This window comes from Streptomyces sp. NPDC020801 (assembly GCF_044334385.1).
Taxonomy (GTDB): Bacteria; Actinomycetota; Actinomycetes; order Streptomycetales; family Streptomycetaceae; genus Streptomyces.
In genome coordinates, this window is sequence record NZ_JBIRST010000007.1 from 63,719 (window position 1) to 89,652 (window position 25,934).

General features: G+C 72.6%; 22 protein-coding genes. 16 read left to right on the forward strand and 6 right to left on the reverse strand.

The genetic code is table 11. From position 1 onward, the window contains the following. Nucleotides 1-68: 68 nt before the first annotated feature. On the reverse strand, nt 69-1,187 hold the full coding sequence (locus tag ACH4UM_RS16400) for an EamA family transporter (protein ID WP_398178820.1): 1,119 nt from the start codon (nt 1,185-1,187) through the stop codon (nt 69-71). A gap of 106 nt (nt 1,188-1,293) precedes the next feature. Here ACH4UM_RS16400 and ACH4UM_RS16405 point away from each other — a divergent pair, with 106 nt between their 5' ends. Next, nucleotides 1,294-1,815 carry a MarR family winged helix-turn-helix transcriptional regulator gene (locus ACH4UM_RS16405; RefSeq protein ID WP_398178822.1) on the forward strand — a complete coding sequence of 174 codons (522 nt, stop codon included), beginning with the start codon at nt 1,294-1,296 and terminating at the stop codon, nt 1,813-1,815. Nucleotides 1,816-1,834: 19 nt separating this feature from the next. On the opposite strand, the gene ACH4UM_RS16410 is transcribed toward ACH4UM_RS16405, so the two are convergent. Then, on the reverse strand, nt 1,835-3,289 hold the full coding sequence (locus tag ACH4UM_RS16410; RefSeq protein ID WP_398178824.1) for an FAD-dependent monooxygenase: 1,455 nt from the start codon (nt 3,287-3,289) through the stop codon (nt 1,835-1,837). Between the two features lie 142 nt (nt 3,290-3,431). Here ACH4UM_RS16410 and ACH4UM_RS16415 point away from each other — a divergent pair, with 142 nt between their 5' ends. Beyond that, entirely contained in the window at nt 3,432-4,052 is a 621-nt protein-coding gene (locus ACH4UM_RS16415) for a TetR family transcriptional regulator (RefSeq protein ID WP_398178827.1), read from the forward strand. Nucleotides 4,053-4,165: 113 nt separating this feature from the next. On the opposite strand, the gene ACH4UM_RS16420 is transcribed toward ACH4UM_RS16415, so the two are convergent. The 3 genes from ACH4UM_RS16420 to ACH4UM_RS16430 form a co-directional block, all read right to left on the reverse strand. Continuing rightward, nucleotides 4,166-4,435, reverse strand: coding sequence for a hypothetical protein (locus ACH4UM_RS16420; RefSeq protein ID WP_398178829.1), 270 nt, complete (start codon nt 4,433-4,435; stop codon nt 4,166-4,168). Between the two features lie 146 nt (nt 4,436-4,581). Beyond that, the gene (gene malQ / locus ACH4UM_RS16425) at nt 4,582-6,885 is read right to left on the reverse strand and encodes a 4-alpha-glucanotransferase (RefSeq protein WP_398178832.1); all 2,304 of its coding nucleotides are present in this window, start codon (nt 6,883-6,885) and stop codon (nt 4,582-4,584) included. Beyond that, entirely contained in the window at nt 6,886-7,233 is a 348-nt protein-coding gene (locus tag ACH4UM_RS16430; RefSeq protein WP_398178835.1) for a hypothetical protein, read from the reverse strand. Between the two features lie 231 nt (nt 7,234-7,464). Between ACH4UM_RS16430 and ACH4UM_RS16435 the strand changes: the two genes are divergently transcribed. The 5 genes from ACH4UM_RS16435 (at nt 7,465) to ACH4UM_RS16455 (ending at nt 14,000) form a co-directional block, all read left to right on the forward strand. Beyond that, nucleotides 7,465-10,563 (forward strand): beta-N-acetylglucosaminidase domain-containing protein, encoded by a 3,099-nt coding sequence (locus ACH4UM_RS16435; protein WP_398178838.1) that lies wholly within the window; start codon nt 7,465-7,467, stop codon nt 10,561-10,563. Nucleotides 10,564-10,910: 347 nt separating this feature from the next. After that, complete coding sequence (locus ACH4UM_RS16440) at nt 10,911-11,333, forward strand: hypothetical protein (protein ID WP_398178841.1); 423 nt, start codon at nt 10,911-10,913, stop codon at nt 11,331-11,333. A gap of 134 nt (nt 11,334-11,467) precedes the next feature. Then, nucleotides 11,468-12,685, forward strand: coding sequence for a hypothetical protein (locus tag ACH4UM_RS16445; protein ID WP_398178844.1), 1,218 nt, complete (start codon nt 11,468-11,470; stop codon nt 12,683-12,685). Next, on the forward strand, nt 12,682-13,260 hold the full coding sequence (locus tag ACH4UM_RS16450) for a hypothetical protein (protein WP_398178846.1): 579 nt from the start codon (nt 12,682-12,684) through the stop codon (nt 13,258-13,260). Before ACH4UM_RS16445 ends, ACH4UM_RS16450 begins: the two co-directional genes overlap by 4 nt. Continuing rightward, nucleotides 13,257-14,000: an ATP-binding cassette domain-containing protein gene (locus ACH4UM_RS16455; RefSeq protein WP_398178849.1), complete on the forward strand. Its 744-nt coding sequence runs from the start codon at nt 13,257-13,259 to the stop codon at nt 13,998-14,000. Before ACH4UM_RS16450 ends, ACH4UM_RS16455 begins: the two co-directional genes overlap by 4 nt. A gap of 72 nt (nt 14,001-14,072) precedes the next feature. On the opposite strand, the gene ACH4UM_RS16460 is transcribed toward ACH4UM_RS16455, so the two are convergent. After that, on the reverse strand, nt 14,073-14,609 hold the full coding sequence (locus ACH4UM_RS16460; protein WP_398178852.1) for an HNH endonuclease: 537 nt from the start codon (nt 14,607-14,609) through the stop codon (nt 14,073-14,075). A gap of 334 nt (nt 14,610-14,943) precedes the next feature. Here ACH4UM_RS16460 and ACH4UM_RS16465 point away from each other — a divergent pair, with 334 nt between their 5' ends. The 9 genes from ACH4UM_RS16465 to ACH4UM_RS16505 all read left to right on the forward strand — a co-directional run bounded on the left by ACH4UM_RS16465 (nt 14,944) and on the right by ACH4UM_RS16505 (nt 25,883). Beyond that, complete coding sequence (locus ACH4UM_RS16465; RefSeq protein ID WP_398178855.1) at nt 14,944-16,041, forward strand: mechanosensitive ion channel family protein; 1,098 nt, start codon at nt 14,944-14,946, stop codon at nt 16,039-16,041. 335 nt (nt 16,042-16,376) lie between these two features. Beyond that, nucleotides 16,377-17,588, forward strand: a complete 1,212-nt coding sequence (locus ACH4UM_RS16470) for an ROK family protein (RefSeq protein WP_398178858.1) — start codon at nt 16,377-16,379, stop codon at nt 17,586-17,588. Nucleotides 17,589-17,664: 76 nt separating this feature from the next. Continuing rightward, nucleotides 17,665-19,002, forward strand: a complete 1,338-nt coding sequence (locus ACH4UM_RS16475; RefSeq protein ID WP_398178861.1) for an ABC transporter substrate-binding protein — start codon at nt 17,665-17,667, stop codon at nt 19,000-19,002. Nucleotides 19,003-19,008: 6 nt separating this feature from the next. After that, on the forward strand, nt 19,009-19,950 hold the full coding sequence (locus tag ACH4UM_RS16480; protein ID WP_398178864.1) for a carbohydrate ABC transporter permease: 942 nt from the start codon (nt 19,009-19,011) through the stop codon (nt 19,948-19,950). A 2-nt stretch (nt 19,951-19,952) separates the two neighbouring features. After that, nucleotides 19,953-20,846: a carbohydrate ABC transporter permease gene (locus ACH4UM_RS16485; RefSeq protein ID WP_398178867.1), complete on the forward strand. Its 894-nt coding sequence runs from the start codon at nt 19,953-19,955 to the stop codon at nt 20,844-20,846. A 4-nt stretch (nt 20,847-20,850) separates the two neighbouring features. After that, nucleotides 20,851-22,122: a 6-phospho-beta-glucosidase gene (locus ACH4UM_RS16490; RefSeq protein ID WP_398178869.1), complete on the forward strand. Its 1,272-nt coding sequence runs from the start codon at nt 20,851-20,853 to the stop codon at nt 22,120-22,122. After that, complete coding sequence (locus tag ACH4UM_RS16495; protein ID WP_398178872.1) at nt 22,113-23,081, forward strand: N-acetylglucosamine kinase; 969 nt, start codon at nt 22,113-22,115, stop codon at nt 23,079-23,081. The genes ACH4UM_RS16490 and ACH4UM_RS16495 overlap by 10 nt, the downstream gene beginning before the upstream one ends. Before the next feature lie 298 nt (nt 23,082-23,379). Next, complete coding sequence (locus ACH4UM_RS16500) at nt 23,380-24,831, forward strand: hypothetical protein (RefSeq protein WP_398178875.1); 1,452 nt, start codon at nt 23,380-23,382, stop codon at nt 24,829-24,831. Nucleotides 24,832-24,866: 35 nt separating this feature from the next. After that, on the forward strand, nt 24,867-25,883 hold the full coding sequence (locus tag ACH4UM_RS16505) for a glutamate ABC transporter substrate-binding protein (protein ID WP_398178878.1): 1,017 nt from the start codon (nt 24,867-24,869) through the stop codon (nt 25,881-25,883). Nucleotides 25,884-25,934: the final 51 nt, after the last annotated feature.

Here is a 25,934-nt window from a genome sequence, read left to right on the forward strand (position 1 = left end):
GGCCGTACGACAGCAGGGGGCGCCCGGTGTTCGGCCGGGCGCCCCTTTCCGTACCGCCCGTGCTCGCTTCACAGCTGGGCGCGTGATGTTCGCGTCGCACCGGAGACGCAGGTGGAGGCGCACGTGGAGGCGCACGTGGAGGCGCACCTGCAGACGCACGTGGAGGTGCAGGGAGAAGTGCGGGTGGAATCGCCCGTGGGCGTGCGTGTGGACGTGTGCGTGGACGTGTGCGTGGACGTGTGGGCAGAAGTGGGGGCGCAGGCGGGGACGGGAGCGGAACCGAACGCTGCCGGCCGGAGCGCAGCGGCCGGGCGGGCCCCCAGCTGCCCCGCGACCGTGGCCCCGAACGCCAGGGCCATGCCGAGCAGTTGGACCGGTGTCAGGGCCTGGCCGAGGGCGGCCCAGCCGAGCACGGCGGCGGTCAGCGGGGACAGCGGGCCGAGGAGGGTGACCTGGGTGGCGGTGAGCCGGCCGATGCCGCGGAACCAGAGCCAGTAGGCGACCGCCGTGTTCACCAGGGCGAGATAGAGGTAGCCGCCGACGGCGCGGGCGTCCAGCGCGGGCGGCGGTCCTTCGGCCAGGAGGGCGAGGGGCGCGATCAGCAGGCCGCCCGCGGTCAGCTGCCAGCCGGTGAGCGCCAGCGGGCCCACGCCGGGCGGGCGGCCCCACTTCTTGGTCAGCACGGTTCCGGTGGACATCGAGGCGGCCGAGGCGAGCGCGGCCAGGACTCCCACCGGGTCCGGCGTCCCGGCAGACCGCAGCACGACCAGGCTGACGCCGGACGCGGCCACCACGGCGGTGAGCAGCGCACGCGCCGTCGGCCGCTGCCCCAGCAGCGGCGCCGCCAGGCCCACCACGAACAGCGGGCCGGCCGAGCCGGCCACGGCCGCCATACCGCCGGGCAGCCGGTAGGCGGAGAGGAAGAGAAGCGGGAAGAAGGCACCGATGTTCAGCGCGCCGAGCACCGCCGACCGCCACCACCAGGCGCCTTTCGGCAGGGCACGGGCCAGGGCGAGCAGCAGCAGCCCGGCGGGCAGGGCACGCGTCAGGGCCGTGAAGAGGGGGCGGCCGGGCGGAAGGAACTCGGTGGTGACGGCATAGGTGGTGCCCCAGGACACGGGGGCCGACGCGGTGAGCACGGTGAGGGCGGTCACGGATATGGCGGCGGGGCGTCGGTCGGTGGCCATGGGAGACCCTTCCGGACGTAGGTCGGTGGAAAGTAGCTTAGCTATAAGCTACTTTTCGTCAAGCTACTTTCTTGCGGGCGACCGTACGGCGGCGGATACTCTGCCCATGAGTGCACGCCCGCCGCAGCGCCAGGACGCCGTCGACGCGATCATCGACCAGTGGGTGGCCGTCCGGCCCGACCTGGACACCGCGGCCATGGAGGTCTTCGGGCGGATCTTCCGGCTGTCGCGCGCGATGGGCGACCGGATGGAGAAGGCGTACGCGCCGTTCGGAATCTCGCGCGGCGAGTTCGACGTCCTCGCCACCCTGCGCCGGTCCGGCGCCCCCCACACCCTCTCCCCCCGGCAGCTCTCGGCGACGCTCATGCTCACCACGGGCGGGATGACCGGCCGCCTGGACAAGCTGGAGCGCGCGGAGCTGCTGCGCCGCTCCCCCGACCCGCACGACCGCCGCGGCCTGCAGGTGACCCTGACCGGGAAGGGACTGCGGCTCATCGACGAGGCGGTCGGCGCGGGCCTGGCCGCCCAGACGGAGGCCCTGTCCGCGCTCGACGCCGAGCAGGCCGGCCAACTGGCCGGCCTGCTCAGGGAGTTGCTGGAGGGGACACAACCGGGCTCCGCGGCCTAGGAAGAACGCGGGACTCCGCTCAGCCCACGTGGGCGGCGAGCGCGGCCTCGATCGCCGCCGGGCCGGCCGCGTCGGCGGCCCAGGCGACGTAGCCGTCGGGGCGGACCAGCACGGCCGTGCGCCGGCCGCTCGCCCAGCGGGTCGCGGTCAGCCGGCCGGCGCGGTCCGGCCCGGCCTCGTACGCCTCCGGGGCGACGAGCACGAACCGGCCGCCGCGCAGGGCCTCGTAGAGGCGGCCGCCGCCGGCGAGAGCGACGTCCGGAACACGGGTCCCCACCAGGCGGTGGGCGCCGCGGGGAGCGGGGTACCGGTAGCCGATGCCGGTGATCTGGCCGGCCACCTTGCGGCGGACCGGGCCCACCTTGTCGAGGACGGTGACGAGCGCGGCGCGCAGGGCGAGCGTCCAGGGGCGCCGGGCCATGGCGAGACGGATGATGCCGCCGCTGCTGCGCAGCACCGACCTGCCGACGGGGTGGCGTTCGGCCTGGTAGGTGTCGAGCAGCGCCTCGGGGGCGTGGCCGGTGACGACCTGGGCGAGCTTCCAGCCGAGGTTGGCCGCGTCCTGCAGACCGGTGTTCATGCCCTGTCCGCCGGCCGGACTGTGCACATGGGCGGCGTCGCCGGCGAGGAAGACCCGCCCGACGCGGTAGGCGGGCGCCTGGCGCTCGTCGCTGTGGAAGCGGGACATCCAGCGGGCGTCGTGCATGCCGTAGTCGCGGCCTAGGGCGAGCCGGGTGATCTCCTTGACCTCGTCGAGGTCCAGAGGCGCACGGTCGGAGACCTCGTGGCCGCGGCGCCAGCCCATGGCGCGGTAGTAGCCGTCGCCGAAGGGCGCGATGAAGGCGAAGGCCTCGCGGGTGGCGTTGACGGTGAGCAGCGTCCCGGGCGGCTCGGCGAGCCGGACGTCCGCCAGGACCATGGAACGGATCACCGAGTGCCCCGGGAACGGCAGCCCGAGCGCCTCCCGCACACCACTGCGCATCCCGTCCGCGCCGACGGCGTACGCCGCCCGCAGCGACTCCGGCTCCCCGTCCGGTCCGCGCACCTCGACCGTCACGCCGGACGCGTCCTGGGTCAGCCCGGTCACCTCGGTCCCGTACCGGAAGTCGGCACCGGCCTTGACCGCGCGGCTCTCCAGGGCCTCCTCCACCTCGTACTGCGGAAGGACGAGCACGTGCCGGAACCGGGAGGGCAGGGCCTCGAGGTCGATGGCCAGCCGGTCGAAGAGCCGCAGCCGTTCGAGGGGGCGGCCGGCCGCCTCCAGACCGTCGGCGAGGTCACGGGCGTCGAGTTGCTCGAGGGTGCGGGCGTGCAGGACGAAGGCGCGGGAGAGGTTGCTGATCCGGTGCGGCCGCTTCTCGAGGAGGGTGACGGGCACGCCGGCGGCGGCGAGATCACCGGCCAGGAGCAGGCCGGTGGGACCGGCGCCGACGACGATCACGGGGACGCCGGGGATGCCAATGGTTCCGGACATGGGGGCCTCCTCGGAGCCGGCTCCGGCAGTCAACAGCCGTTGGCCAACACTTGTGGGTCAACGATTGTTGGCAAACGTAGTCCGCATGGGCCGTCATTGTCAACAGTTGTTGGCCTACACGTGTTGGCCTACGCTTGTTGGCATGGAACGACCCACCTCCGGCTCCCCCAGCACGCCCGCGCCCGCACCCTCGCCGCCCCCGTCATCGCCCTCCCGCCGCTCCGACGCCACCCGCGCCGCCATCCTCACCGCCGCCCGCGAGCGCTTCGCGGCCGACGGGTACGAGCGGGCCACCATCCGGGCGATCGCCAAGGACGCGGGCATCGACCCGTCGATGGTCATGCGGTACTACGGCAACAAGGAGGGACTGTTCGCGGCGGCCGTCTCCCTCGATCTGCGGCTGCCGGACCTGGCCGCGCTGCCCCGTGACGAGGCCGGGTGGGCGCTGGTGTCCCACTTCCTCGACCTGTGGGAGGAGAACGGGGAACTCACGGCGATCCTGCGGGTCGGCGTCACCAACACCGCCGGGGCCGAGCGGATGCAGAAGGTGTTCCGGGACCAGTTGCTGCCCGCCGCCCGGGCGGTGTGCCCCGACCCCGAGCAGGTTCCGGCGCGGGCCGCGCTGTGCGCGTCGCAGCTGCTGGGGCTGGCGCTCACCCGCTATGTGCTGCGTCTGCCGGCGGCCGTCGCCCTGGCGCGCGAGGAGGCGCTGGCGTGGCTGGCGCCCACGGTTCAGCGGTACCTGACCGCGCCCAGCCCCTGACGCGCGTACAAGCCCCGGAACGCGCCGAGGGCGCCGGCCCCGCCGCACGTACGGCGATGCGTACCTGCGGCGGGGCCGGCGCCCTCGGCGTGAAGAACCCGGTGGGCCCTGGGTCAGGCCTTGGCCTTGACGCTCACGCTCCGGCTCGTGTCCCGCTGCTTGCTCCGGGACTTGTCCAGAACGATGACCAGGCCGGCGATGATCAGGAACAGGGCGAGCGGGATACCGACGAAGAGACCCAGCGTCTGGACGACGCTCAGGCCGGACCCGGGGTCGTCGCCGTCGTCGCGGGTCAGCGCGAGCGCGGGAGACGACATGAGCAGCATCATCAGCGTCGTACCGGCGGCCAGGGCGCCGGCGCGCAGGGCGTTCTTCTTGTCCACGGTGCAAAAGTAGCGAACGCCGGAACGGGCCGCGCGCCCGGGGTGCCGTATGAGGCCCCCGACCGGCGCGGGCGCTCCCCGAGCCGGGCCATCGCCGCCCCGCACCGCAACCCCCCGCACCGCAACCCCCCGCACCGCACCGTCCTTCACGACGTCCTGGAGCCGCTGGTCCCGGCCCGCAGCACCTCCGTGAGCGCGCGCAGCCGGGGTGAGGCGGCCAGGTCCTCCAGCGTCACTGGGCGGCCCCCGGCGTCGGCGACGGGCAGGCGCCAGTTCGGGTACTGGTCCCAGGTGCCGGGGAGGTTCTGCGGGCGGCGGTCCCCGACGGTGTCCGGGAGCCAGAGACCGATCATGCGGGCCGGGGTGCGCAGCAGGAAGCGGTGCACGGCCTGGATCTCGGCCTCCTCGGACGGGGGGCCGATGCCGCCGCTCGTGCCCTGCAGCAGGCCCAGTTCCGCCAGCAGCGCCAGCCACTCGCCGGCGTCCGCGGCCGCCTGAGAGCGCTCCTTCTCCAGCGGGCGGGTGAGCAGGCCGAGGCGGTGGCGGAGTTCGACGTGCTCGCCGGTGAGGCGGGCGGCGGTGGGCGGCAGGTCGTGGGTGGTGGCGGTGGCCAGGCACTCGGCGCGCCAGCGTTCGGGCGGCAGCGGACGGCCGTCGCCCTCCCAGTCGCGCTCGAACCACAGCACCGAGGTGCCGAGCACCCCGCGCCGGTGCAGGGTCTCGCGGACCCCGGGCTCCACCGTCCCCAGGTCCTCGCCGATCACCACGGAGCCGGCCCGCGACGCCTCCAGCACCAGGACGGCGAGCATGGCCTCGGCGTCGTAGCGGACGTACGTGCCCTCCGTGGGCGGCCGGCCCTGGGGCACCCACCACAGCCGGAACAGGCCCATGACGTGGTCGATGCGCAGGGCGCCGGCGTAACGGAACAGGGCGCGCAGCAGGCGGCGGAAGGGCGCGTAGCCGGAGGCGGCCAGGCGGTCGGGGCGCCAGGGCGGCAGGCCCCAGTCCTGGCCGCGCGCGTTGAAGGCGTCCGGTGGGGCACCGACGGACATGCCGGCCGCGAAGTGGTCCTGCTGCGCCCAGGCGTCGGCGCCGCCGGGGTGCACGCCCACCGCGAGGTCGTGCACGACCCCGATCGGCATGCCCGCCTCGCGGGCCGCGCGCTGGGCGGCGGTGAGCTGGTCGTCGGTGAGCCAGGCGAGCCGGGAGTGGAAGTCGACGCGGTCCATCAGCTCGGCGCGGGCGCGGGCGGTCTCGGCCGAGCGCGGGTCCCGGAGCCCCTCGGGCCAGTGGCTCCAGTCCGAGCCGTGCACCTCGGCCAGGGCGTACCAGGTGGCGTGGTCCTCCAGTGCCTGGCCATGCTCGGCGAGGAAGTCGGCGTAGGCGGCGCGGCGGCCGGGCCCGAGCGGCACCCGGCGGACGAGTTCCAGCGCCTCGCGCTTCAGTTCCCACACCGCGTCCCGGTCGATCAGCGCGCCCTCGCCGGGCTCCTCGTCACGCTGCTTGCCGGGCCCGGTGCCGGACTCGGTGCCAGGCCCGGTGCCGGACTCGGTGCCGAGCACGGCGGCCCGCAGCCGCCCGGCCCGCTCCAGCAGGGTCCGCACCCGCTCGCGGTCCTCGCGGTCCTCGATGTACGGGAACTCGGGGACGTCCTCCACCCGCAGGTGCACGGGGTCGGGGAAGCGGCGTGAGGAGGGACGGTACGGGGAAGGGTCGGTGGGCGCGCCTGGCACCGCCGCGTGCAGCGGGTTGACCTGCACGAACCCGGCGCCCAGCGCCCGGCCGGCCCACGCGCTCAGCTCGGCCAGGTCGCCGAGGTCGCCCATGCCCCAGGAGCGGCCCGAGAGCAGCGAGTACAGCTGGACGAGCAGCCCGTAGGAGCGTCCGGCCGGCGTGGGCAGCCGGGGCGGGGCGACGATCAGATGTGCCTGTCCGGTACGGCCGTCGGGGGCGGTGGCGGTCAGCCGGTGCACGCCGGGCGGCAGGCGGTCCACGCAGGAGCGGGTCTCCCCCTGCTCGGTCTCGACTCGTAAACGGGTGCCGGGCGGCAGCGTGGCGAGGGCGGCGGGAACAGCGGAAGCAGCGGGGGCGGCGGTTGTTCCGCCGGCACGGCCCGAGGCGCGGACGTCGTCCACGTCACTGGACGTCCCGTCCTCGCCCCAGCACACCACCGTCGGGGGCAGGAGCCGTTCGGCGAGCTCCCGTTCGCGGTCCGTGCGGGCGGTGCGGACCGCCTCGGGGGTGCCCGCGTCGACGCCGAGGGCGGCCAGGGCAGCGACGACCGCGGTGGCGGAGGCGGCGACCGTACGCCCCGGGGAGGGGCTGTAGGAGGTCGCGACGCCGTGCAGCCCGGCGAGCCGGGTCAGCTCCTCGCCGAGGGACTTCCCGGCGGCCGATTTCCCGGGCGGGGACGCCCCGGCGGGGGGCTCGGCCGGCCGTGGCGCCGGCATCTACAGCTCCGTGCAGCGGGGGTCGGGGTCGGCGAACTCGGCGGCGGACTCGCTGGTCAGGGGCGCGGTCTCGGCGAGCGGCGGCTCGCTGGTCAGCGGCTCGGCGTCGGGCAGCGGCGGTTCGCTGGTGAGCGGGACCTCGGCGCCGGCGCCCTCGGCGCCGAAGGCGTACAGCCGGGACTCGGCCGGCAGCGCGTGGTCCGCGAGCGGCTCGGGGGAGGCGGGCACGTACGGCTCCGCCCCGGGTTTGGACGGGGCCGTGCCGTTCGGGGCCGTATAGGGCAGGCCCGTGTCGGACAGGGCCGTGTCGGACAGGGCCGAGAGCAGAAGGTGTGCCGGTGCGGCCACGGGGGCCTCCTTGTCGAGTGCGGCATCGTGCGGATTACCGCAGCCCTACCCAGTGCGCGCGACGGCAGACGTACGAGGACGGGGGACGTGCTTCTGGTCACATTCCGCTCTTTCCAGGGTGGGGCAAACATGGCACAGCGGCCACTCTCGTTGACAGCTGCCCCGCCGGATGGTGGGCTCGATGCTCCTCGATCACCGCCGTGGGGAGGCCGTGCGACGAAGGAGGGGGCCGTGCAGGTTAGGCGCGGAAGGGGGGCCGCCGCCCTCGCGTTCGCCGTCGTCGCCGCGGCGCTGGGCACCGCCCCGGCCGCCGTTGCCGCCCCGGCGGACCCCGGCACCCCGGACCCCGGCACCCCCGCCACGCATCCCGAGCAGCCCACCGCCGCCTCCCCGGGCGTCGCCGTGTGGCCCCGCCCGCAGTCCCTGCGGACGACCGGTGCCCCGGTCGCGGTGACCGACCGGGTGGCCGTGGTCGCCGACGCGACGGCGGACCCGTACGCCCTGGGCGCGCTGCGCGCGCTGCTGCGCGGTGCCGGGGCCCGGACGGTCACGGACGTCACCCCGGCGGACGCCGTCCCCGCGGGCGTCCTGGTGGTGCGGGCGGGCACCGAGCAACCGCACGGCGATCCGCGCCACGCGCTGCCCTCCGGCGGTTATCTCCTGAGTGTCCGGCGCGGTCAGGGACACGGCGAGGGCACCGTGAGTCTCACCGGCGCAGGCGAGGACGGTCTGTTCCACGCCGTGCAGACCCTGCGGCAGCTCGTGCGCCCGGAGGGGACGATCCCCGGCGTCACCGTCCGGGACTGGCCCGGCACCGCCGTGCGCGGCATCACCGAGGGCTTCTACGGCACCCCGTGGACACAGGAACAGCGGCTCGGGCAGCTGGACTTCATGGGCCGGACCAAGCAGAACCGGTACCTGTACGCGCCCGGCGACGACCTGTACCGGCAGGACCGCTGGCGCGAGCCGTACCCGGCGGCGCAGCGGGCGGAGTTCCGGGAGCTGGCCGAGCGGGCGCGCCGCAACCACGTCACGCTCGCCTGGGCGGTGGCGCCGGGCCAGTCGCTGTGCTTCGCCTCGGACGGCGACGTACGGGCGCTGACGCGCAAGCTGGACGCGATGTGGGCGCTCGGTTTCCGGGCCTTCCAGCTGCAGTTCCAGGACGTCAGCTACAGCGAGTGGCACTGCGGCGCGGACCCGGACCGGTTCGGGTCCGGTCCGGACGCGGCGGCACGGGCACAGGCGCGGGTCGCGAACGCCGTCGCCCAGTACCTGGCGGAACGCCATCCCGGGGCGGTTCCGCTGTCGTTGATGCCGACCGAGTACTACGAGGACGGCACGACGCCCTACCGGCAGGCGCTGGCGGGCGCGCTGGACGAGTCGGTCCAGGTGGCCTGGACGGGCGTGGGCGTGGTGCCCCGCACCATCACGGGCAGTGAACTGGCCGAGGCCCGGGAGGTGTTCGGGCACCCGCTGGTGACCATGGACAACTACCCGGTCAACGACTACGCCGAGGACCGCATCTTCCTCGGCCCCTACACGGGCCGCGAACCGGCGGTGGCGAGCGGCTCGGCCGCCCTCCTGGCCAACGCGATGGGGCAGGCTGAGGCCTCCCGCATCCCGCTGTTCACGGCGGCCGACTACGCCTGGAACCCGCGCGACTACCGCCCCGAGGAGTCCTGGCGGGCGGCGATCGCCGACCTGGCGGCGGGCGACGCAGGGCGTGCGGGGGCGCTCTCGGCACTGGCCGGGAACGACGCGTCCTCGGTCCTCGGCGGCACCGAGTCGGCGTATCTGCGCCCGCTGATCGCCGCCCTGTGGCAGGCCCGTACGACGACGGACCGCGCCGCGAACGAGGCCGCCGAACGGCGGCTGCGCGCCGCCTTCACGGTGCTGCGCGACATGCCGGCCCGGCTCGCTCCCGACGGGGTCCTTGCGGCCGAGGTGGCGCCGTGGTCCGCGCAGTTGGCCCGCTACGGCGAGGCGGGCGGCGCGGCGCTCGACATGCTCCGGGCCCAGCGCGCCGGCGACGCGGCGGGCGCCTGGACGGCGTGCCGGACGCTCGGCCGGCTGCGGGAGGAGGTGCGGCGCGGCGGGGTGACCGTGGGCAAGGGCGTACTGGACCCCTTCCTCGACCGGGCGCGGCAGGCGTACGAGGCCTGGGCGGGCCTGACGAACGAGCCGGCCGCGGACCCGGGCGGCAGCGCGGACGGGCGCACCGTCCGCCTCCCGCACGCCCGCGCCCTGACCGCCGTGACGGTGCTGACCGACCCGGGGACGAGCGGAGACGTCGAGGTCCACGTTCCCGGACAGGGCTGGCGCCGCATCGGGACGCTGGCGCAGAAGGGCGCCACGGAAGTCGGGGCCGGGCAGCTCCCGCCCGCGGGCCCGCACACCCGCCCGTCCCACGGCGCCGTGGGCAGCACCCCCTCGTCCGCCGATCCGGTGACGCACCCGCCGGCCGTCTGGCCGCCCGGGCCACCGGCCTCCGGCGCGTGGACCCGCCCGCCGGCCCTGCCGCCGGTCACGCCCCCGGCCGCCGGCACCCTGGTCGACGCCGTCCGCGTGACCGGCCCGTCCTCCTCCCTGGTGCACCATCTGGTTCCGTGGTTCGCGGACACGGCGGCCGCGGACGTGACGGTGCCGGGCTCGGCCGACGCGGAGATCGGCGGCGCCGAACGGCTGACCGCCCGGCTGACGGCGCTGCGCCCGGCCGATGTGCGGGGCAGGGTGACGGTCGAGGCCCCCGAGGGCATCGGGGTCCGCGTCCCCACCGAACCGCTGACGCTGCCGCGCGGCACCACGGTGGACGTCCCCGTCGAGGTGACCGTCTCCCCGACGGCGCCGTCACGGCCGTACGACGTCCGGCTGACCTTCGCCGGGGTGACCCGCACGATCACGGTCCGTGCCTTCCCGCGCACCGCCGGCCCCGACCTGGCCCGCACCGGGACCGCGAGCTCGTCCGGCGACGAGACATCCGGCTTCCCGGCGCCGGCGGCGAACGACGGGAACCCCACGACACGCTGGTCCTCGCCCGTCGACGACGGCGCCTGGTGGCAGCTGGAGCTGGCCCGCCCGGTACGGCTGGGCCAGGTGGTCCTGCGCTGGCAGGACGCGTACGCCGCCGCGTACCGCGTGCAGGTCTCCCCGGACGGGCGCCGCTGGCGCACCGCCGCCACCGTGCGGGACGGCCGCGGCGGCCGCGAGGTACTGCGGATGGACGAGCGGGACGTGCGGTACGTGCGCGTGCAGGGCGAGAAGCGTGCCACCAGGTACGGCTACTCGCTGTGGTCGGTGGAGGCGTACGCGGTCGGCTCACCGACGCGGTGAACCCCACCCGGGACCCGGGCGGGGCCGGGGAACCCCACCCGGGACCCGGGGCGGGGCCGGGGCCGCCGGCCGGCTGCCGTGGTGCCGCGCCCCGGACGGCACCGTGCGTCCACGGCCGGAACGATCATGAAGGGCCATTTTGGACAACACGGCCCAGCTCGGCACATTCTTGATGGCGAAATGCACACTGCCGGGTAAACCAAAACTTGACCTTCCGCGAACCGCACTGTTAGGTTTTGGCCACGGGCTTGCAGCCCTTAGCTGCACGGGGGAGGGGGGATATGGGGGGAAGTGTTTTTCCTTCCAGGCACCTGTCCTGTGCTTTACCAACACAGAAACAGGGGAAAATGAAGCGCAGCGCACGCATTTCCATGGTCGCCGGTACGGCAGCAGTGATCACTCTCGCACTGGCACCCGTCGCCGAGGCCAACTGGAGCAGCTCCATATCCGGCGCCAGTGTCGGCTTCGAGTCCCGGCGCTGGTCCGACGAGCTCTACTCGCAGATCACCTTCCACGGCTGCCACACCGACGGCTCGAAGAGCACCGACGTGCAGATCTGGAACGACATCTCGTTCGCGCCGGACAAGGCGTACGACAACAAGACGTACACCGCCTGCTTCAACGGCGGTGTCAGCAACGGCGAGTGGACCGACCTGCCGTCCGGCAAGCGTGACTACTACTTCAAGATCATGAAGATCGGCGGCTCCACCTTCGGCCCGCAGCTGAGCGTGGACTCCCTCGTCGTGGACACCACCAAGGCCGACGGCTGACGATCCCAGCCCGGAGGGGTGCCCCCGGTGGGGCACCCCTCTTCGGCCGACGAGTGGTTCGGTGAGACTCCATGAAATTCAGCACCTCCCTGCGCAGCGGTAGTGTGCGATGGGCGGCACCTGTCGTTCTCCTATTGACCGGGCTTTACTACCTGTCGGGAGAAACGGCACCCCTCTCAAGTTATTACCACTACGCGCCGAGCATTGTCTCCGCACCACTGGAGACGCTTTATGCTCTGGCGTACGCGGTAGTAGCCGCCCTTTCCTGCTGGGAGAGCGGGCGTCTGAAAAGCGCACGGATATGGGCGCTGGCCCCGGCCCGCTCGCGCTACCGGATCGCCGCCAATGCCCTGGCCCCGGTGATCCTTCTCTCCTGGCTCGTGCTGCTGGTTCCGCCGGCGATCTCCCTCGCACGGTCGGCGACGATGCCCAGTGTCGACAGCCTGCGGCTGCCGCTCGCCGCGATGGTGCTGTGCGTGGCCCACGCCGTCCTCGGATTCGCGCTCGGCTGCTGGGTCCCCCGGATCATCGCCACGCCGATCCTGGCCGTGGCCGACTGGATCACCGTCGCCTTCACCAGGGCGGTGCTGCCCTACTGGCCTCGCCATGTCTCCGGACAGTTCGACGCCGTCGGTTTCGGAGAAGTGCCCGGCTTCGTCACCATGGCGGTCCCCGTGCTGCTGGCCGGCGGCATAGCGGCCGGGCTCATGATCCTTTGGCTGCCCTACGGATGGCGCGCGCTCCGGGTCGCGGCCGCCGCCGTACTCGCCGTGGGCGGCGTCCTCGGGGCCTACCGCACGGCCGCCGACTGGTCGGCCACCGCACCGATGACCACCGGGAACGTGGCGATGACGTGCGCGGGCAGCGCACCACGCATGTGCGTCCCGGAGTTCAACGCGCGCTATCTGCCGCAGGTCCAGCGCGACACCGCCAAGGCACTGCGTACGCTGCGTGACGCCGGGGCGACCTCGGCACAGCCCCGTCTGATTACCGACAGCTACGCCGACGGCCGTCGTCAAAGGCCCTCCACGGACACCGAGTGGCGCATGATGCTGACCGAATCGGTGCCCAGCGGTGACGCGGTGTACCGGGTCGTGGTGCAGGCTCTGCACTTCCGCTGCGAGCAGGTCAGCGCCCGTTCCGCCCATTCGGCCTGGCTGTGGGGTGCCGTGAAGACCGGCCAGGAGAGGGCGTACCGGGAGCGCCGGGAGGAGGAGGGCCTGAATCCCGCGGCCCGGACGCTGGAGAAGCAGGTGCAGGCCGATGTCGCGCGAGTGCTGGCCGAGCCGCGGGCCGAACAGGCCGAGTGGATCAGGGGGACGCTCGACACCTGCGGGGCGAAGAAGTCATGAGGTGGTGGTTCAAGGCCCGCAAGGGCCACACGCTGCTGCCACTGGCCCTGGTCCTCTTCGCCGCGGCCCTCTACGGGGTGCAGGACATCACGGTGCTGCTGCCGTCCATCACCGGCAGCCCCCAGGTCGCGCTCTCCCTGTTCGTCCCCGTCCCGCTGCTCGCCTTCCTGATGGCGATGCTGGAGTCGCGGCTTCCGGCGGCAGAGGTCTCCGGAGTCCGGGCCATGACACGGCTCGACAACACGCTCGTCACCGCGGTCATGGCCGCCGCGGTGCTGTGCAGCGCTCTCATCGCCGCCCTGCAGGGCACGGCCGCCACCGCGACCGGTGGCCGCAACGCCCTGTTCCTGACCGGCTTGATGCTGCTCGGCCGGGCATGGGCCGGCCAGGCGGCGGTGATGTTCCCCGTCGGCTGGCTGGTCACTGTCGTGGTCATCGGATTTCGCGGCAACGTGCCGCGCCCCTGGACCATCATCGCGCTCGCTGCGGACAACCCGCTGGCGGCAGCCGCCTCCCTGGTGGTGTTCGCCGTCGGCCTTGCCGCCCAGATCCGCTCGTCGAGGAAAACAGCGTGACTCTCGAACTCAGCAACTGCACCTACGGCTACCGGCGCTGGAAGCAGCCGGTGCTGCGGGACTTCTCCTACGCCCTGCCGGAAGGCCTCACCGTCCTGCTCGGTCCCAACGGCGCCGGCAAGTCCACCCTGCTGAAGCTCGCGGCCTCGGTGACCAGACCGCAGAAGGGACACGTGGCCCTGGACAGCGCGCCGGCGGGTACCGCGGCGTACCGGCGGGCCGTGGCCTGGATGCCGCAGGACATCGTGCCCATGCCCACGCTCACGGCGCGCGAGTACGTCGCCTACATCGGCTGGCTCAAGGGCATGAACCGCGCCGACGCCTGGAAGAACGCCCGCAAGGCCCTGCTGCGCGTGGACCTGGCCGACAAGACCGACGCCCGCACGAGCCGGCTCTCCGGCGGCCAGTTGCGGCGTGTCGGCGTGGCCGGGGCGCTCGTGCACGGAGCACGGGTTCTGCTGCTGGACGAGCCCACCGCCGGCATGGACCCCTACCAGCGCCGGGTGTTCCGCGACATCCTGCGCGGACTCAGCGACGACGTGCGGGTCCTGCTGTCCACGCACGACGTCGCGGATCTCGCGGAGGAGGCGGACCACGTCACGGTCATGTACGGGGGGACGATCCTGCACCACGGGAACACCGGAGCGTTCCTGGACCACACCCCGGCCGGCACCCTCGAGGGCCGTGCCGCCGAAGCGGCGTACACCGCCCTGCTCAGAAGCCGGGGTGTCGCCGCCTGACCCCCGGCGCCGGCTGTCGGGGCCACGGGGTCGTGGGCGGCCCCGACAGCAGACACCAGAAGGCCCGGATCGTCAGGCGGAGATGCCGTCGATCCGGGCCATGGCGTCGTCCGCGCCGAACGGCTGCAAGTAGGGCAGCCAGCGCGGATCCCTATGCCCGGTGCCGATGATGCGCCAGGCCAGGCCGGTGGGTGGAGCCGGTTTGTGGCGCAGCCGCCAGCCCAGCTCGACGAGGTGACGGTCGGCCTTGACGTGGTTGCAGCGGCGGCAGGAGGCCACCACGTTGTCCCAGACGTGCTTGCCCCCGCGCGAGCGCGGGATGACGTGGTCGACGCTGGTTGCGACGCCACCGCAGTACATGCACCGGCCCCCGTCGCGCGCGAACAGCGCACGCCGGGTCAGAGGAACGGGCCCCCGGTAGGGAACCCGCACGAATCGCTTGAGCCGGACCACGCTGGGTGCGGGGACTGTGACGGTTGCACTGTGCATAAAGGCGCCGGACTCCTCGAGGCAGACTGCCTTGTTCTCGAGCACGAGGACGAGCGCGCGGCGGAGCGGTACGACGCCGAGTGGCTCGTACGACGCGTTGAGGACCAGGACATGCGGCACGGATGCCTCCTTGTGCGTCGGCGGCGCGTGGCTCGCGCCGGGACGATCTGCAGCCAGTCTCCCCTCATGCCTGGTGAACGCGCCACCATGTCCCGGTAACGGGCTGGGAGTGTTTTCGACCACACCTGATTCATCCCCAGGATCACGTCCCCCTTACACGGCCTGATCAGAGGCGGGTGGGCACCGTGTCCCCACCATCCCCACTCGGAACTTCGCGGGAATCCACACACCGTGCCCCGTTAGTGTGGTGGTTCTGCCCGTCCGGTTACCTGTTCGTGACCCAGACGATATTGACCGCTGCGCCGGAGGGTGGACGCACCTGGAGGTACCTGCCGTGTCCTTGCCCGCCGTCCTGCTGGCCGCCGGTTCGCCGCCGTCGCCGTCCGTCTCGGGGTCGCCGACCGTGCCGGTGCCCACGCTCCAGGACGCCCAGGAGAGCGCGACGAACGCCGCCAGCTGGGTCGAGCAGAACTGGTCGACCTGGCTGGCGATCGGTCTGAGGGTCCTGCTGATCCTGGTGATCGCCGGCGTGCTGAGAGTGATGGTCCGGCGGGCGCTGACCAAGCTCATCGACCGGATGACCCGTACGGTCCAGGCGGTGGACGGCACCGCACTGGGCGGACTGCTGGTGAACGCCGAGCGGCGCCGGCAGCGCTCGCAGGCGATCGGCTCGGTGCTGCGCTCGGTGGCGAGCTTCCTGATCCTGGGCACGGCCGCCCTGATGGTGCTGGCCACGTTCCAGATCAATCTGGCCCCGCTGCTGGCGTCGGCCGGTGTGGCGGGCGTGGCGATCGGCTTCGGCGCCCGCAACCTGGTCACGGACTTCCTCTCCGGCGTCTTCATGATCCTGGAGGACCAGTACGGGGTGGGCGACACGATCGACGCGGGGGTGGCCTCCGGCGAGGTGATCGAGGTCGGCCTGCGGGTGACCAAGCTGCGCGGCGACAGCGGCGAGATCTGGTACGTGCGCAACGGCGAGATCAAGAGGATCGGCAACCTCTCCCAGGGCTGGGCGACGGCCGGCGTCGACGTGACCGTCAAGGCGGACGAGGACCTGGACAGGCTGAAGGCCACCCTCGACGAGGTCGCCGGGAAGATGAGCAAGGAGGAGCCCTGGAACGAGCTCCTGTGGAGCCCGATCGAGGTGCTCGGCCTGGACAGCGTGCTGATCGACTCGATGGTGGTCCGCGTCTCGGCGAGGACGATGCCGGGCAAGTCGGTGGCGGTCGAGCGCGAACTGCGCTGGCGCATCAAGCGGGCCTTCGACGCGGCCGACATCCGTATCGTCGGCGGCGCGACGGCCCCGGCGGAGGAGGAACCGGCGCCGGACCCGACGGCGGCGGTCGCGGCCCCGTCGGTGTTCGCCAACTCCGCCTCCCCGCAGGCGGAGGCCACCACTCCGATCACTTCCCAGCGGCCCGCGCCGAGGTAGGCCCGCTCCCTCCCGCGCCCCCCACCGCGCCCCCCACCTTGCCCCCGCGGGTAACGACTGTGTTGCCTCGGGGGCGCCGTCTATTGACGCCCCCTTCGTCCTGGGCTTACGTTCCTTCCACCCGAATAGGAAACTTTCCTAACAGTGATCTCCGTACGGGGCTCCGCACAGGGCTCCACAGGGGTATCCGCGGGAAGCTCCAACGGGCGTCTCCCGGTGAGGACCGAGGGGAACCCGCAGGGAGAACCCGCAGGGAGATTCCGCAGGCACCCCCTGTGGACTTCCGGGTGATCACGTTGAGAAGCTGGGCAGCGGAAGGGCAGGTGGCACAACGCATGGCAGGAACCGCCGGTACGCCGGGCACCCCGCGCGTCCTGCGCGCCATGAACGACCGGACCGCGCTCGACCTGCTGCTGGAGCACGGGCCGCTGTCGCGCACCCGGATCGGCAAGCTCACCGGCCTGTCCAAGCCGACTGCCTCGCAGCTCCTGGCCCGCCTGGAGTCCGCCGGGCTCGTTCTGGCCACCGGGACGAGCGAGGGCCGCCCGGGGCCCAACGCGCAGCTGTACGCGGTCAACCCGGCCGCCGCGTACGCCGCCGGCCTCGACGTCAACCCCGGCCGCATCCGCGCCGCCGTCGCCGACATCACCGGCCGCACGGTCGGCGAGTACGAGCTCGCGACCCCGGGCCGGCGCCCCTCCCAGCCCGTCGTACGGCAGGTCACCGACGCCCTCGACGGCGCGGTGAAGGCGGCCGGGCTGGCCCGGGGCGACGTGCACCGCCTCGTCATCGGCACCCCCGGCGCCTTCGACCCGAACACCGGCCGGCTGCGCTACGCCTCCCATCTGCCCGGCTGGCACTCCCCCGCGATCCTCGACGAACTGGCCGCCGCCCTGCCGATGCCGGTGGAGTACGAGAACGACGTCAACCTCGTCGCCATCGCCGAGCAGCGGCTGGGCGCGGCCCGCGGGCACCGGGACTTCGTGCTGCTGTGGAACCAGGAGGGCCTCGGTGCCGCCCTGGTACTCGGCGGCCGGCTGCACCGCGGCTGGACCGGCGGCGCCGGCGAGGTCGGCTTCCTGCCGGTGCCGGGCGCCCCGCTGGTCCGCCAGGTGACCCGGGCCAACAGCGGCGGCTACCAGGAGCTGGCCGGCTCGCAGGCGCTGCCGGGGCTGGCCCGGGAGCTGGGCATCGAGGACGTGCCCACCGGACCGCACGCCGCGGCCGCCGCCGAGCTCGTGGCCCGGGCCGCCGACCACGCCGGCGGCCCCCACCGCGAACTCCTGACGACGTACGCGACCCGGCTCGCCACCGGTCTCGCCTCCCTCGTCTCCGTCCTCGACCCCGAACTCGTCGTCCTCAGCGGCACCTCGCTCACCGCCGGCGGCGAGGTGCTGCGCACCCTCGTCCAGGCCGAACTGGAGGAGCTGGCCGCCTCCCGGCCGCATCTCGTGGTCGGCGACGTCCGCGAACATCCCGTGCTGCGCGGCGCGTTGGAGAGCGCCCTCGCGGCCACCCGCGACGAGGTCTTCAACACCTCGCGCTGACACCCCGTCCCGTCCCAGAACTCCCCTCCCAGAACTCCCCTCGTCCGACCCCCGCCCGTCCCAGGGAGATCCAGCCATGCCCGAAGTGTCCCGGAAAGCGGCCATCGCTCTGGCCGCCTCCGCCTCCATAGCGCTTTTCGCCACGGCCTGTACTGGCCAGTCGAACTCCGGCGCGAACGACGACGCCTCGAAGGAGACGACGATCAACTTCTGGCACGCCTGGAGCGCGCCGAACGAGGTGAAGGCCGTGCAGTCGCTGATCGCCGGCTTCGAGAAGGCGCACCCCAACATCCACGTCAACGTCGTCGCCAACATGACCGACGACAAGATGAACCAGGCGCTGCGCACGGGCGGCGACAAGGCGCCGGACGTGATCTCCTCCTTCACCACGAACAACGTGGGCAAGTTCTGCTCCTCCGGCGCGCTGATCGACCTCAATCCCTTCTTCAGGAAGGCGGGCGTCGATCCGCGGACGACGTTCCCGAAGGCGATGAACGAGTACACCCAGTTCGGCGGCAACCGCTGCACGGTGCCGCTGCTGGGCGACGCGTACGGCCTCTACTACAACAAGACCGCCTTCGCCAAGGCCGGCATCACCCATCCCCCTAAGACCTGGTCCGAGTTCGAGTCGGACGCCAGGAAACTGACGATCCCCCAGGGTGACGGGTTCAGGCAGCTCGGCTTCATGCCCGACTACCACGGCTGGGAGTCGACGACCGAGCACTACTTCGCGCAGTTCTCGCCGACCTACTTCGGCTCCAGCGGCAAGTCGGACCTCGCCAAGGACCCCGCCTTCGAGAAGGGCTTCACCCTCCAGAAGCGGCTGGTCGACGAACTCGGCGGCTACCAGAAGCTGGAGAAGTACCGCGCCACCCTCGGCGACGAGTGGGGCCCCAAGCACCCCTTCCACACCGGCCAGGTGGCCATGCAGCTCGACGGCGAGTGGCGGCTGGGCATGGCGACGGACGCCAAGCCGAAGTTCGACATCGGCGTCGCCCCGCTGCCCGTCCCGGACGACCGGGCGAGCCAGTACGGCAAGGGCTACATCACCGGCACGATCGCCGGCATCGCCGCCACCAGCCACAAGCAGAACGCCGCCTGGGAGTTCGTCAGGTACATCACCACGGACACCGACGCGGTGGTCGGCTTCGCCAACGACATCCACAACGTGCCGTCCACCCTGGCCGCGCTGAAGTCCCCGAAGCTGAAGTACGACCCGCGCTTCAAGACCTTCCTGGACATCGCGGCGAACCCGGAATCGACCACGACACCGGCGTCGATCAACGGCGGCCAGTACCTGGTGACGATCCAGCAGTTCGGCTACGACTACGAGAGCGGCAGGGAGAAGGATCTGAAGGCCGGCCTGGCCAGGACGGCGAAGCAGATCGACACGGACATCGCGCAGGCGAAGTAGACGCGCATGAGTACCGTCACCCTGTCGTCGAAACGCCGCCGTTCGGCGCTGAGGGCCCTCGCCTTCATGTCGCCCTGGCTGATCGGATTCGCGGTCTTCTTCGCCTATCCGCTGATCTCGACCGTGTACTTCTCGTTCATGCACTACGACGGCTTCCGGCCGCCGGCGTGGAGCGGCACGAAGAACTGGACGTATGTCTTCCGGAACTACCCGCTGTTCTGGCCGGCCCTGCGCAACACCCTCTGGCTGGTCGCGGTCATGGTCACCCTGCGGGTCGTCTTCGGCCTCGGCGTCGGGATGCTGATCACCAAGATCAAGACGGGCACGGGCGTCTTCCGCACCCTCTTCTACCTGCCCTATCTCGCCCCGCCGGTCGCGGCCACCATGGCCTTCGCCTTCCTCCTCAACCCCGGTACCGGCCCGGTCAACTCCCTCCTGGAGAAGGCCGGCATCCCCGCCCCCGGCTGGTTCAACGACCCCACCTGGTCCAAGCCGGCCCTGACCCTGCTCGCCCTGTGGGGCGTCGGCGACCTGATGGTCATCTTCATGGCCGCCCTGCTCGACGTGCCGGCGGAGCAGTACGAGGCGGCCGAACTGGACGGCGCCTCGCCCTGGCAGCGCTTCCGCTACGTCACCCTGCCGAACATCTCCCCGATCGTGATGTTCGCGGTGGTCACCGGCGTGATCCAGACGATGCAGTACTACACCCAGCCGCTGATCGCCGGAAAGGTCGCCTCGGGCGTGATCCAGGGCGCGGGCACGCAGTTCGAGCCCGGCTACCCGGACAAGTCCACACTCACCCTGCCCCAGCTCGTGTACAACCTCGGCTTCCAGCGGTTCGACTACGGCTCGGCCTGCGTGGTGGCACTCGTCCTCTTCGTGCTGTCGATGGTGTTCACCGCGTTCCTGATGCGGCGCCGGGGCGGTCTCATCCAGGCAGGTGACTGACGATGACCCAGGTACTGGACAAGCCGGTCGGACTGAAGGCGCCGGCCTCCCCCGCCGAGCGCACGGCCCGGCGCAGGGCGGTGCTGGAGTGGGTCGCGATCCACTCCCTCGGCGTGGCGGCCGCCCTCTTCTTCACCCTCCCCTTCGTCTTCGTCCTCCTGACCTCCTTGATGAGCGACAGCCAGGCGCTCAGCCGCGACCTGATCCCGCACACCTGGGAGTGGGGCAACTACCGGAAGGTCTTCGACACCCCGGGGTTCCTCACCTGGTGGAAGAACACACTGATCTACGCCGGCCTCGGCACCGTCCTGACGGTCGCGTCCTCCATCCCGGTGGCATACGCGCTCGCGAAGTTCCGCTTCCGGGGCCGCAATCTGTCACTCATGCTGGTGATTTCGATGATGATGCTGCCCCCGCAGGTGGTCATCATCCCGATGTACCTGTTCTGGGCGAAGCAGCTGGACCTGTCCGGCACGCTGTGGCCGCTGATCATCCCGATGGCGTTCGGCGACGCGTTCTCCATCTTCCTGCTGCGGCAGTTCCTGATGACGATCCCGAACGAGTACCTGGACGCGGCGAGGGTGGACGGCTGCGGCGACCTGCGCACCCTGGTGAAGGTCGTCCTGCCCATGGCCAGGCCGGGCATCGCGGCCGTCGCCCTCTTCCAGTTCTTCTACGCCTGGAACGACTACTTCGGCCCGCAGATCTACGCCTCGGAGAACCCGGGCGCGTGGACCCTGTCCTACGGCCTGGAGTCCTTCAAGGGCGCCCACCACACCGACTGGAACCTCACCATGGCCGCCACCGTGCTGGTCATGGCCCCCGTGATCCTCGTGTTCTTCTTCGCCCAGAAGGCGTTCGTCGAGGGCGTCACGCTCACCGGAGTAAAGGGTTAAAGGCATGAAACTCACCGTGGTCGGCGGCGGCTCGACCTACACCCCCGAACTCATCGACGGCTTCGCCCGCCTCAGGGACGCCCTCCCCGTCGAGGAACTGGTCCTCGTCGACCCGGCCACGGACCGCCTGGAGCTGGTCGGCGGCCTGGCCCGCCGCATCTTCGCCAGACAGGACCACCCCGGCCGGATCGTCACCACCTGTGACCTGGACTCGGCCGTGGACGGCGCCGACGCGGTCCTGCTCCAGCTCCGCGTCGGCGGCCAGGCGGCCCGCGAGCAGGACGAGACCTGGCCCCTGGAGTGCGGCTGCGTGGGCCAGGAGACGACGGGCGCCGGCGGCCTGGCCAAGGCCCTGCGGACGGTCCCGGTGGTCCTGGACATCGCGGACCGGGTCCGCCGCGCGAACCCGAACGCCTGGATCATCGACTTCACCAACCCGGTCGGCATCGTCACCCGTGCCCTGCTGCAGGCCGGCCACAAGGCGGTCGGCCTGTGCAACGTGGCGATCGGCTTCCAGCGGAGGTTCGCGGGGATGCTGGGCGTCGCCCCCTCCGACGTCCACCTCGACCACGTGGGCCTCAACCACCTCACCTGGGAGACGGGGGTACGCCTGGGCGGCCCCGAGGGCGAGAACGTCCTGCCCAAGCTCCTGGCGGAGCACGGCGACGCGATCGCCGACGACCTCCACCTGCCGCGCCCGCTCCTGGACCGCCTCGGCGTGGTCCCGTCCTACTACCTGCGCTACTACTACGCGCACGACGAGGTGGTGCGGGAACTGCGCACCAGGCCGTCCCGGGCCACCGAAGTGGCGGCGATGGAACGCGAGTTGCTGACGATGTACGGCGACCCGGCCCTGGACGAGAAGCCGGCCCTGCTCGCCAGGCGCGGCGGCGCCTACTACTCGGAGGCGGCGGTGGACCTGGCGGCGGCCCTGCTGGGCAAGCAGGGCGGCGGCAGCCCGTACCAGGTGGTCAACACCTGCAACAGGGGCACTCTGCCCTTCCTCCCGGACGACGCGGTGATCGAGGTGCAGGCGGCGGTGGGCCCCAAGGGCCCGACCCCCCTCCCCGTCGCCCCCGTGGACCCGCTTTTCGCGGGCCTGACGGCGAACGTGACCGCCTACGAGGACCTGGCCCTGGAGGCGGCCCTGCGCGGCGGCCGGGACCGGGTCCTGCGCGCCCTCCTCTCACACCCGCTCATCGGCCAGTACGAGTACGCCGACACCCTCACCGACCAGCTGATCGCGCACAACCGGGAGCACCTCGCGTGGGCCTGACCGCAAGCGTCCTCGCCATCGACGCGGGCAACAGCAAGACCGACGTCGCGGTCGTGGCGGCCGACGGAAACGTCCTCGCCACCGCCCGCGGCGGCGGTTTCCGGCCACCGGCCGTGGGCATCGAAACGGCGGTGGACGCCCTGGCGGAGACGGTGGACCGGGCCCGCGCGGCGGCCGGGGTCACCTCCGTCGCCCATGTCTCGGCCTGTCTGGCCAACGCCGATCTGCCCGTGGAGGAGGAGCAGTTGGCGGCGGCCCTGCACGCGCGCGCGTGGGGCACGACCGTGGAGGTCCGCAACGACACGTTCGCGATCCTGCGCGCCGGTGTGGCCGAACCGCGCGGCGTGGCGGTGGTCTGCGGCGCCGGCATCAACTGCGTCGGCATGCGCCCGGACGGCCGCACCGCCCGCTTCCCGGCGCTCGGCCGCATCTCCGGCGACTGGGGCGGCGGCTGGGGGCTGGCGGAGGAGGCCCTGTGGTACGCCGCCCGTGCGGAGGACGGCCGCGGCGAGCCCACGGCCCTGGCCCACACCCTGCCGGCCCACTTCGGCCTCGACTCCATGTACGCCCTCATCGAGGCCCTCCATCTGGGACACGTCCAACTCCACCGCCGCCACGAGCTGACTCCCGTCCTGTTCACCACGGCGGCGGCCGGCGACCCGGTCGCCCGCGCGATCGTCGACCACCTGGCCGAAGAGGTCGTGTCCATGGCGATGGTGGCCCTGACCCGCCTCTGCCTCCTCGACGAGGAAACCCCGGTACTCCTCGGCGGCAGCGTCCTGGCCGCCCGGCACCCCCAGTTGAACGACGGCATCCGCGAACTGCTGACCGCCCGGGCACCCAAGGCGGTACCGCAGGTGGTGACGGCGAGCCCGGTCCTGGGCGCGGCACTCCTCGGCCTCGACCACGTAGGGGCCCCGCCGGAGGTGCGGGAGCGACTGCGGGCCCACTTCGCATAGTCGCCCGCGGACACCCGGCGGACCCCACGGCGAAAGCCGCGCCCGCGAGACGGCGGGAGTGGGCCGTGGGGACGGCCCCGCCCCATCCACACCCGGCACGCGCGACGGCGCCCGGAGGGAACCGAACCGATTCCCCCGGCGTATTCATGGGCAGGGGGTGGTGCGGGACGCGGCGCGCGGCGCGCCGTCACGCAAGCCGGCCGCGCTGCGATCCGATCAAGATCCAGTGAAGGCCGGTGCGGATGCCGGTCCCGGCAGCGATACTTGCGGCGACGGATGACCATGGGGGAGGTCAGCAGTGACACACCCGCCGACGAGCAGCACGGCACCACCGGGTTCCGGCCTGCCCACTGTGCCGGCCCTGCCGCCGCAACCCGCCCGGCTCCCCACGGCGACCGCGCCGAACACCCCACCCGCGCCCCCGCGCCGCACCGCCTTCGCCGAGGGCGCCGACCGCCTGCGCGCGGCCGCCACCACCGAGCCCGGCCGGCTCCGCATCATCGGCGCCGTCCTCGCCCTCGTCGTCGTGGCCTTCGGCGCGGTCACCGCCTGGCAGACCACGAACCGCGCGACCGCCGCCGACGACGTCCTGCACAGCAGCCAGCCCCTCAGCTCCGACGCCGCCGACATCTACCGCTCCCTGGCCGACGCCAACACCATGGCCACCAGCGGCTATCTGGCCGGCCTGCAGGAGACCGGCGCCACCCGCGCCCGCTACGAGTCGGACGTCCGCACGGCCGCCGCCAAGCTCGTCACCGCCGCCGCCAGCACCGATCCCGGCTCCCCCTCCGCGGCCACCATCACCAGGCTCAACGAGCTCCTGCCGCGCTACAAGGGGCTGGTCGAGTCCGCCCGCGCCAACAACCGCCAGGGCTACCCGGTCGGCGGCGCCTATCTGCGCGCCGCCAACGACACGATGCAGAACCAGATGCTCCCGGCGGCCGAGGACCTGTACCAGAAGGAGAACCAGCGCCTGCGCGCGGACTACGCGGACGCGACCCCCTACCCGTGGGCCGCGATCGCCCTCGGTGTCCTCACCCTGGCCGTCCTCGCCTGGGCCCAGCACCGCAACTACCGTCGTACCAACCGCGTGCTGAACCATGGCCTGGTGGCCGCCACCGCCGCCACCACCGTCGTCCTGCTGTGGCTGGTCCTCGGCCACAGCATCGCCCGCATGGGCCTGGACGGCTCCTACGCCCACGGCGTCCGCTCGCTGAACGTGCTGCACGACGCCCGTATCGCCTCCCTCAAGGCCCGCAGCGACGAGAACCTGACCCTCGTCAGCCGCGGCGCGGAGACCAAGACCCTGAAGGACGGCACGGTCATGGACGCCTACGACTGGGCGTACGACCAGGAGATCGACCGGCTCGCCAGGACCCTCGCCCAGGCCGGCTCCCTCGCCGACGACACCGCGGGCCAACGGCCCGTGCGGGTCGCCGGCAAGTCGATGACGGTCTGGAAGTCCCGGCACGCGCTGGCCCGCCAGGCCAACGACTCCGGCGACTACCAGAAGGCCCGCGACCGGGTCATCGGCACCAGTGCCAAGGACGAGGCGACGGGCGAGTGCTTCGACAACGTCGACACCTCGCTCGCCTCGGCGCTCACGCACGAGACGAACGAGTTCAAGCAGGCCGCGGGCAGCGGCCGGGACGCGATGACGGGCCTGCCCGTGGGTGCCGGGGCGCTGGCGTTCCTCGGCGCGGCCGGCGCCGTGCTGGGCATCGGGCGCAGGCTGTCGGAGTACCGGTGAGAAGGGGCGTGGCAGCGGTGAGAGGGGGCGTGACGATGCGAGCACGACGTCTGCGGGCCGGCCTGAGGGGCTGGGGCGGCGTAGGGGCGATGGCGGCCGTCTGCGTCCTGGCGCTGGCGTTCGTCCTGCTGCTGCCGCTCACCCAGTCGCACGGCGGCGGCACCCCGGCCGCCGGCGGTCCGGGGACGGCCCGGGCCACCCAGGCCAGGGCCGGCAACTGCAAGGACGGCGACGCCCAGAACCAGAGCCTGTCCCCGTCCGGCGCCGACGGCGCCACCACCGGCGCCATCAGGGCGCGCGGCTACCTCTCGGTCGGCGTCGACCAGAACAGCTACCGCTGGGGCTACCGCAATCCGAACAACTCCTCCGGCGAGCTGGAGGGTTTCGACATCGACCTCGTCCACCGCATCGCCAAGGACATCCTCGGCGACGAGAACAAGGTCCAGTTCAAGGCCATCCCCACCAACGAGCGCATCCCCGCGATCAGAAGCGGCCGGGTGGACATGGTGGTGCGCACCATGACCATCACCTGCGACCGTCTGACGCAGGTGGCGTTCTCCGCCCCCTACTTCCTGACCGGCCAGCAGGTCCTCGCCCCGAAGACGTCGTCGATCACGGGCTACGACAAGTCGCTGGCCGGCAGGCGGATCTGCTCGGCCGCGGGCTCCACGGCCCACGACCACCTCTCCGCCGGCAAGAAGGACGGCACGCTCCCCGCCACCACCGACATCACCACCACCGTCCCCAACCAGCTGGACTGCCTGGTGCGGCTCCAACTCGGCGAGGTGGACGCGGTGGTGACCGACGGCGCGCTCGCCGCCAGCCAGGCCGCACAGGACCCGACGGTGGAGCTGAAGGGCGGCACCTTCACCAAGGAGTACTACGGCGTGGCGATGAAACTGGGCGCCGACGATCTGGTACGCCAGGTCAACCGAATACTGGAGAACTACCGCAAGGACGGCGGCTGGAAGGCGTCGTACGACAAGTGGCTGTCCCCCACGCTGGGCAAGGACTCCCAGTCGGCGACCCCGCCGACGCCGAGCTACCGGTGACCGGCCCCGCCGAAGCGCGCCCGGGGGGGCAGCACGGGCAGCCGGCCACCG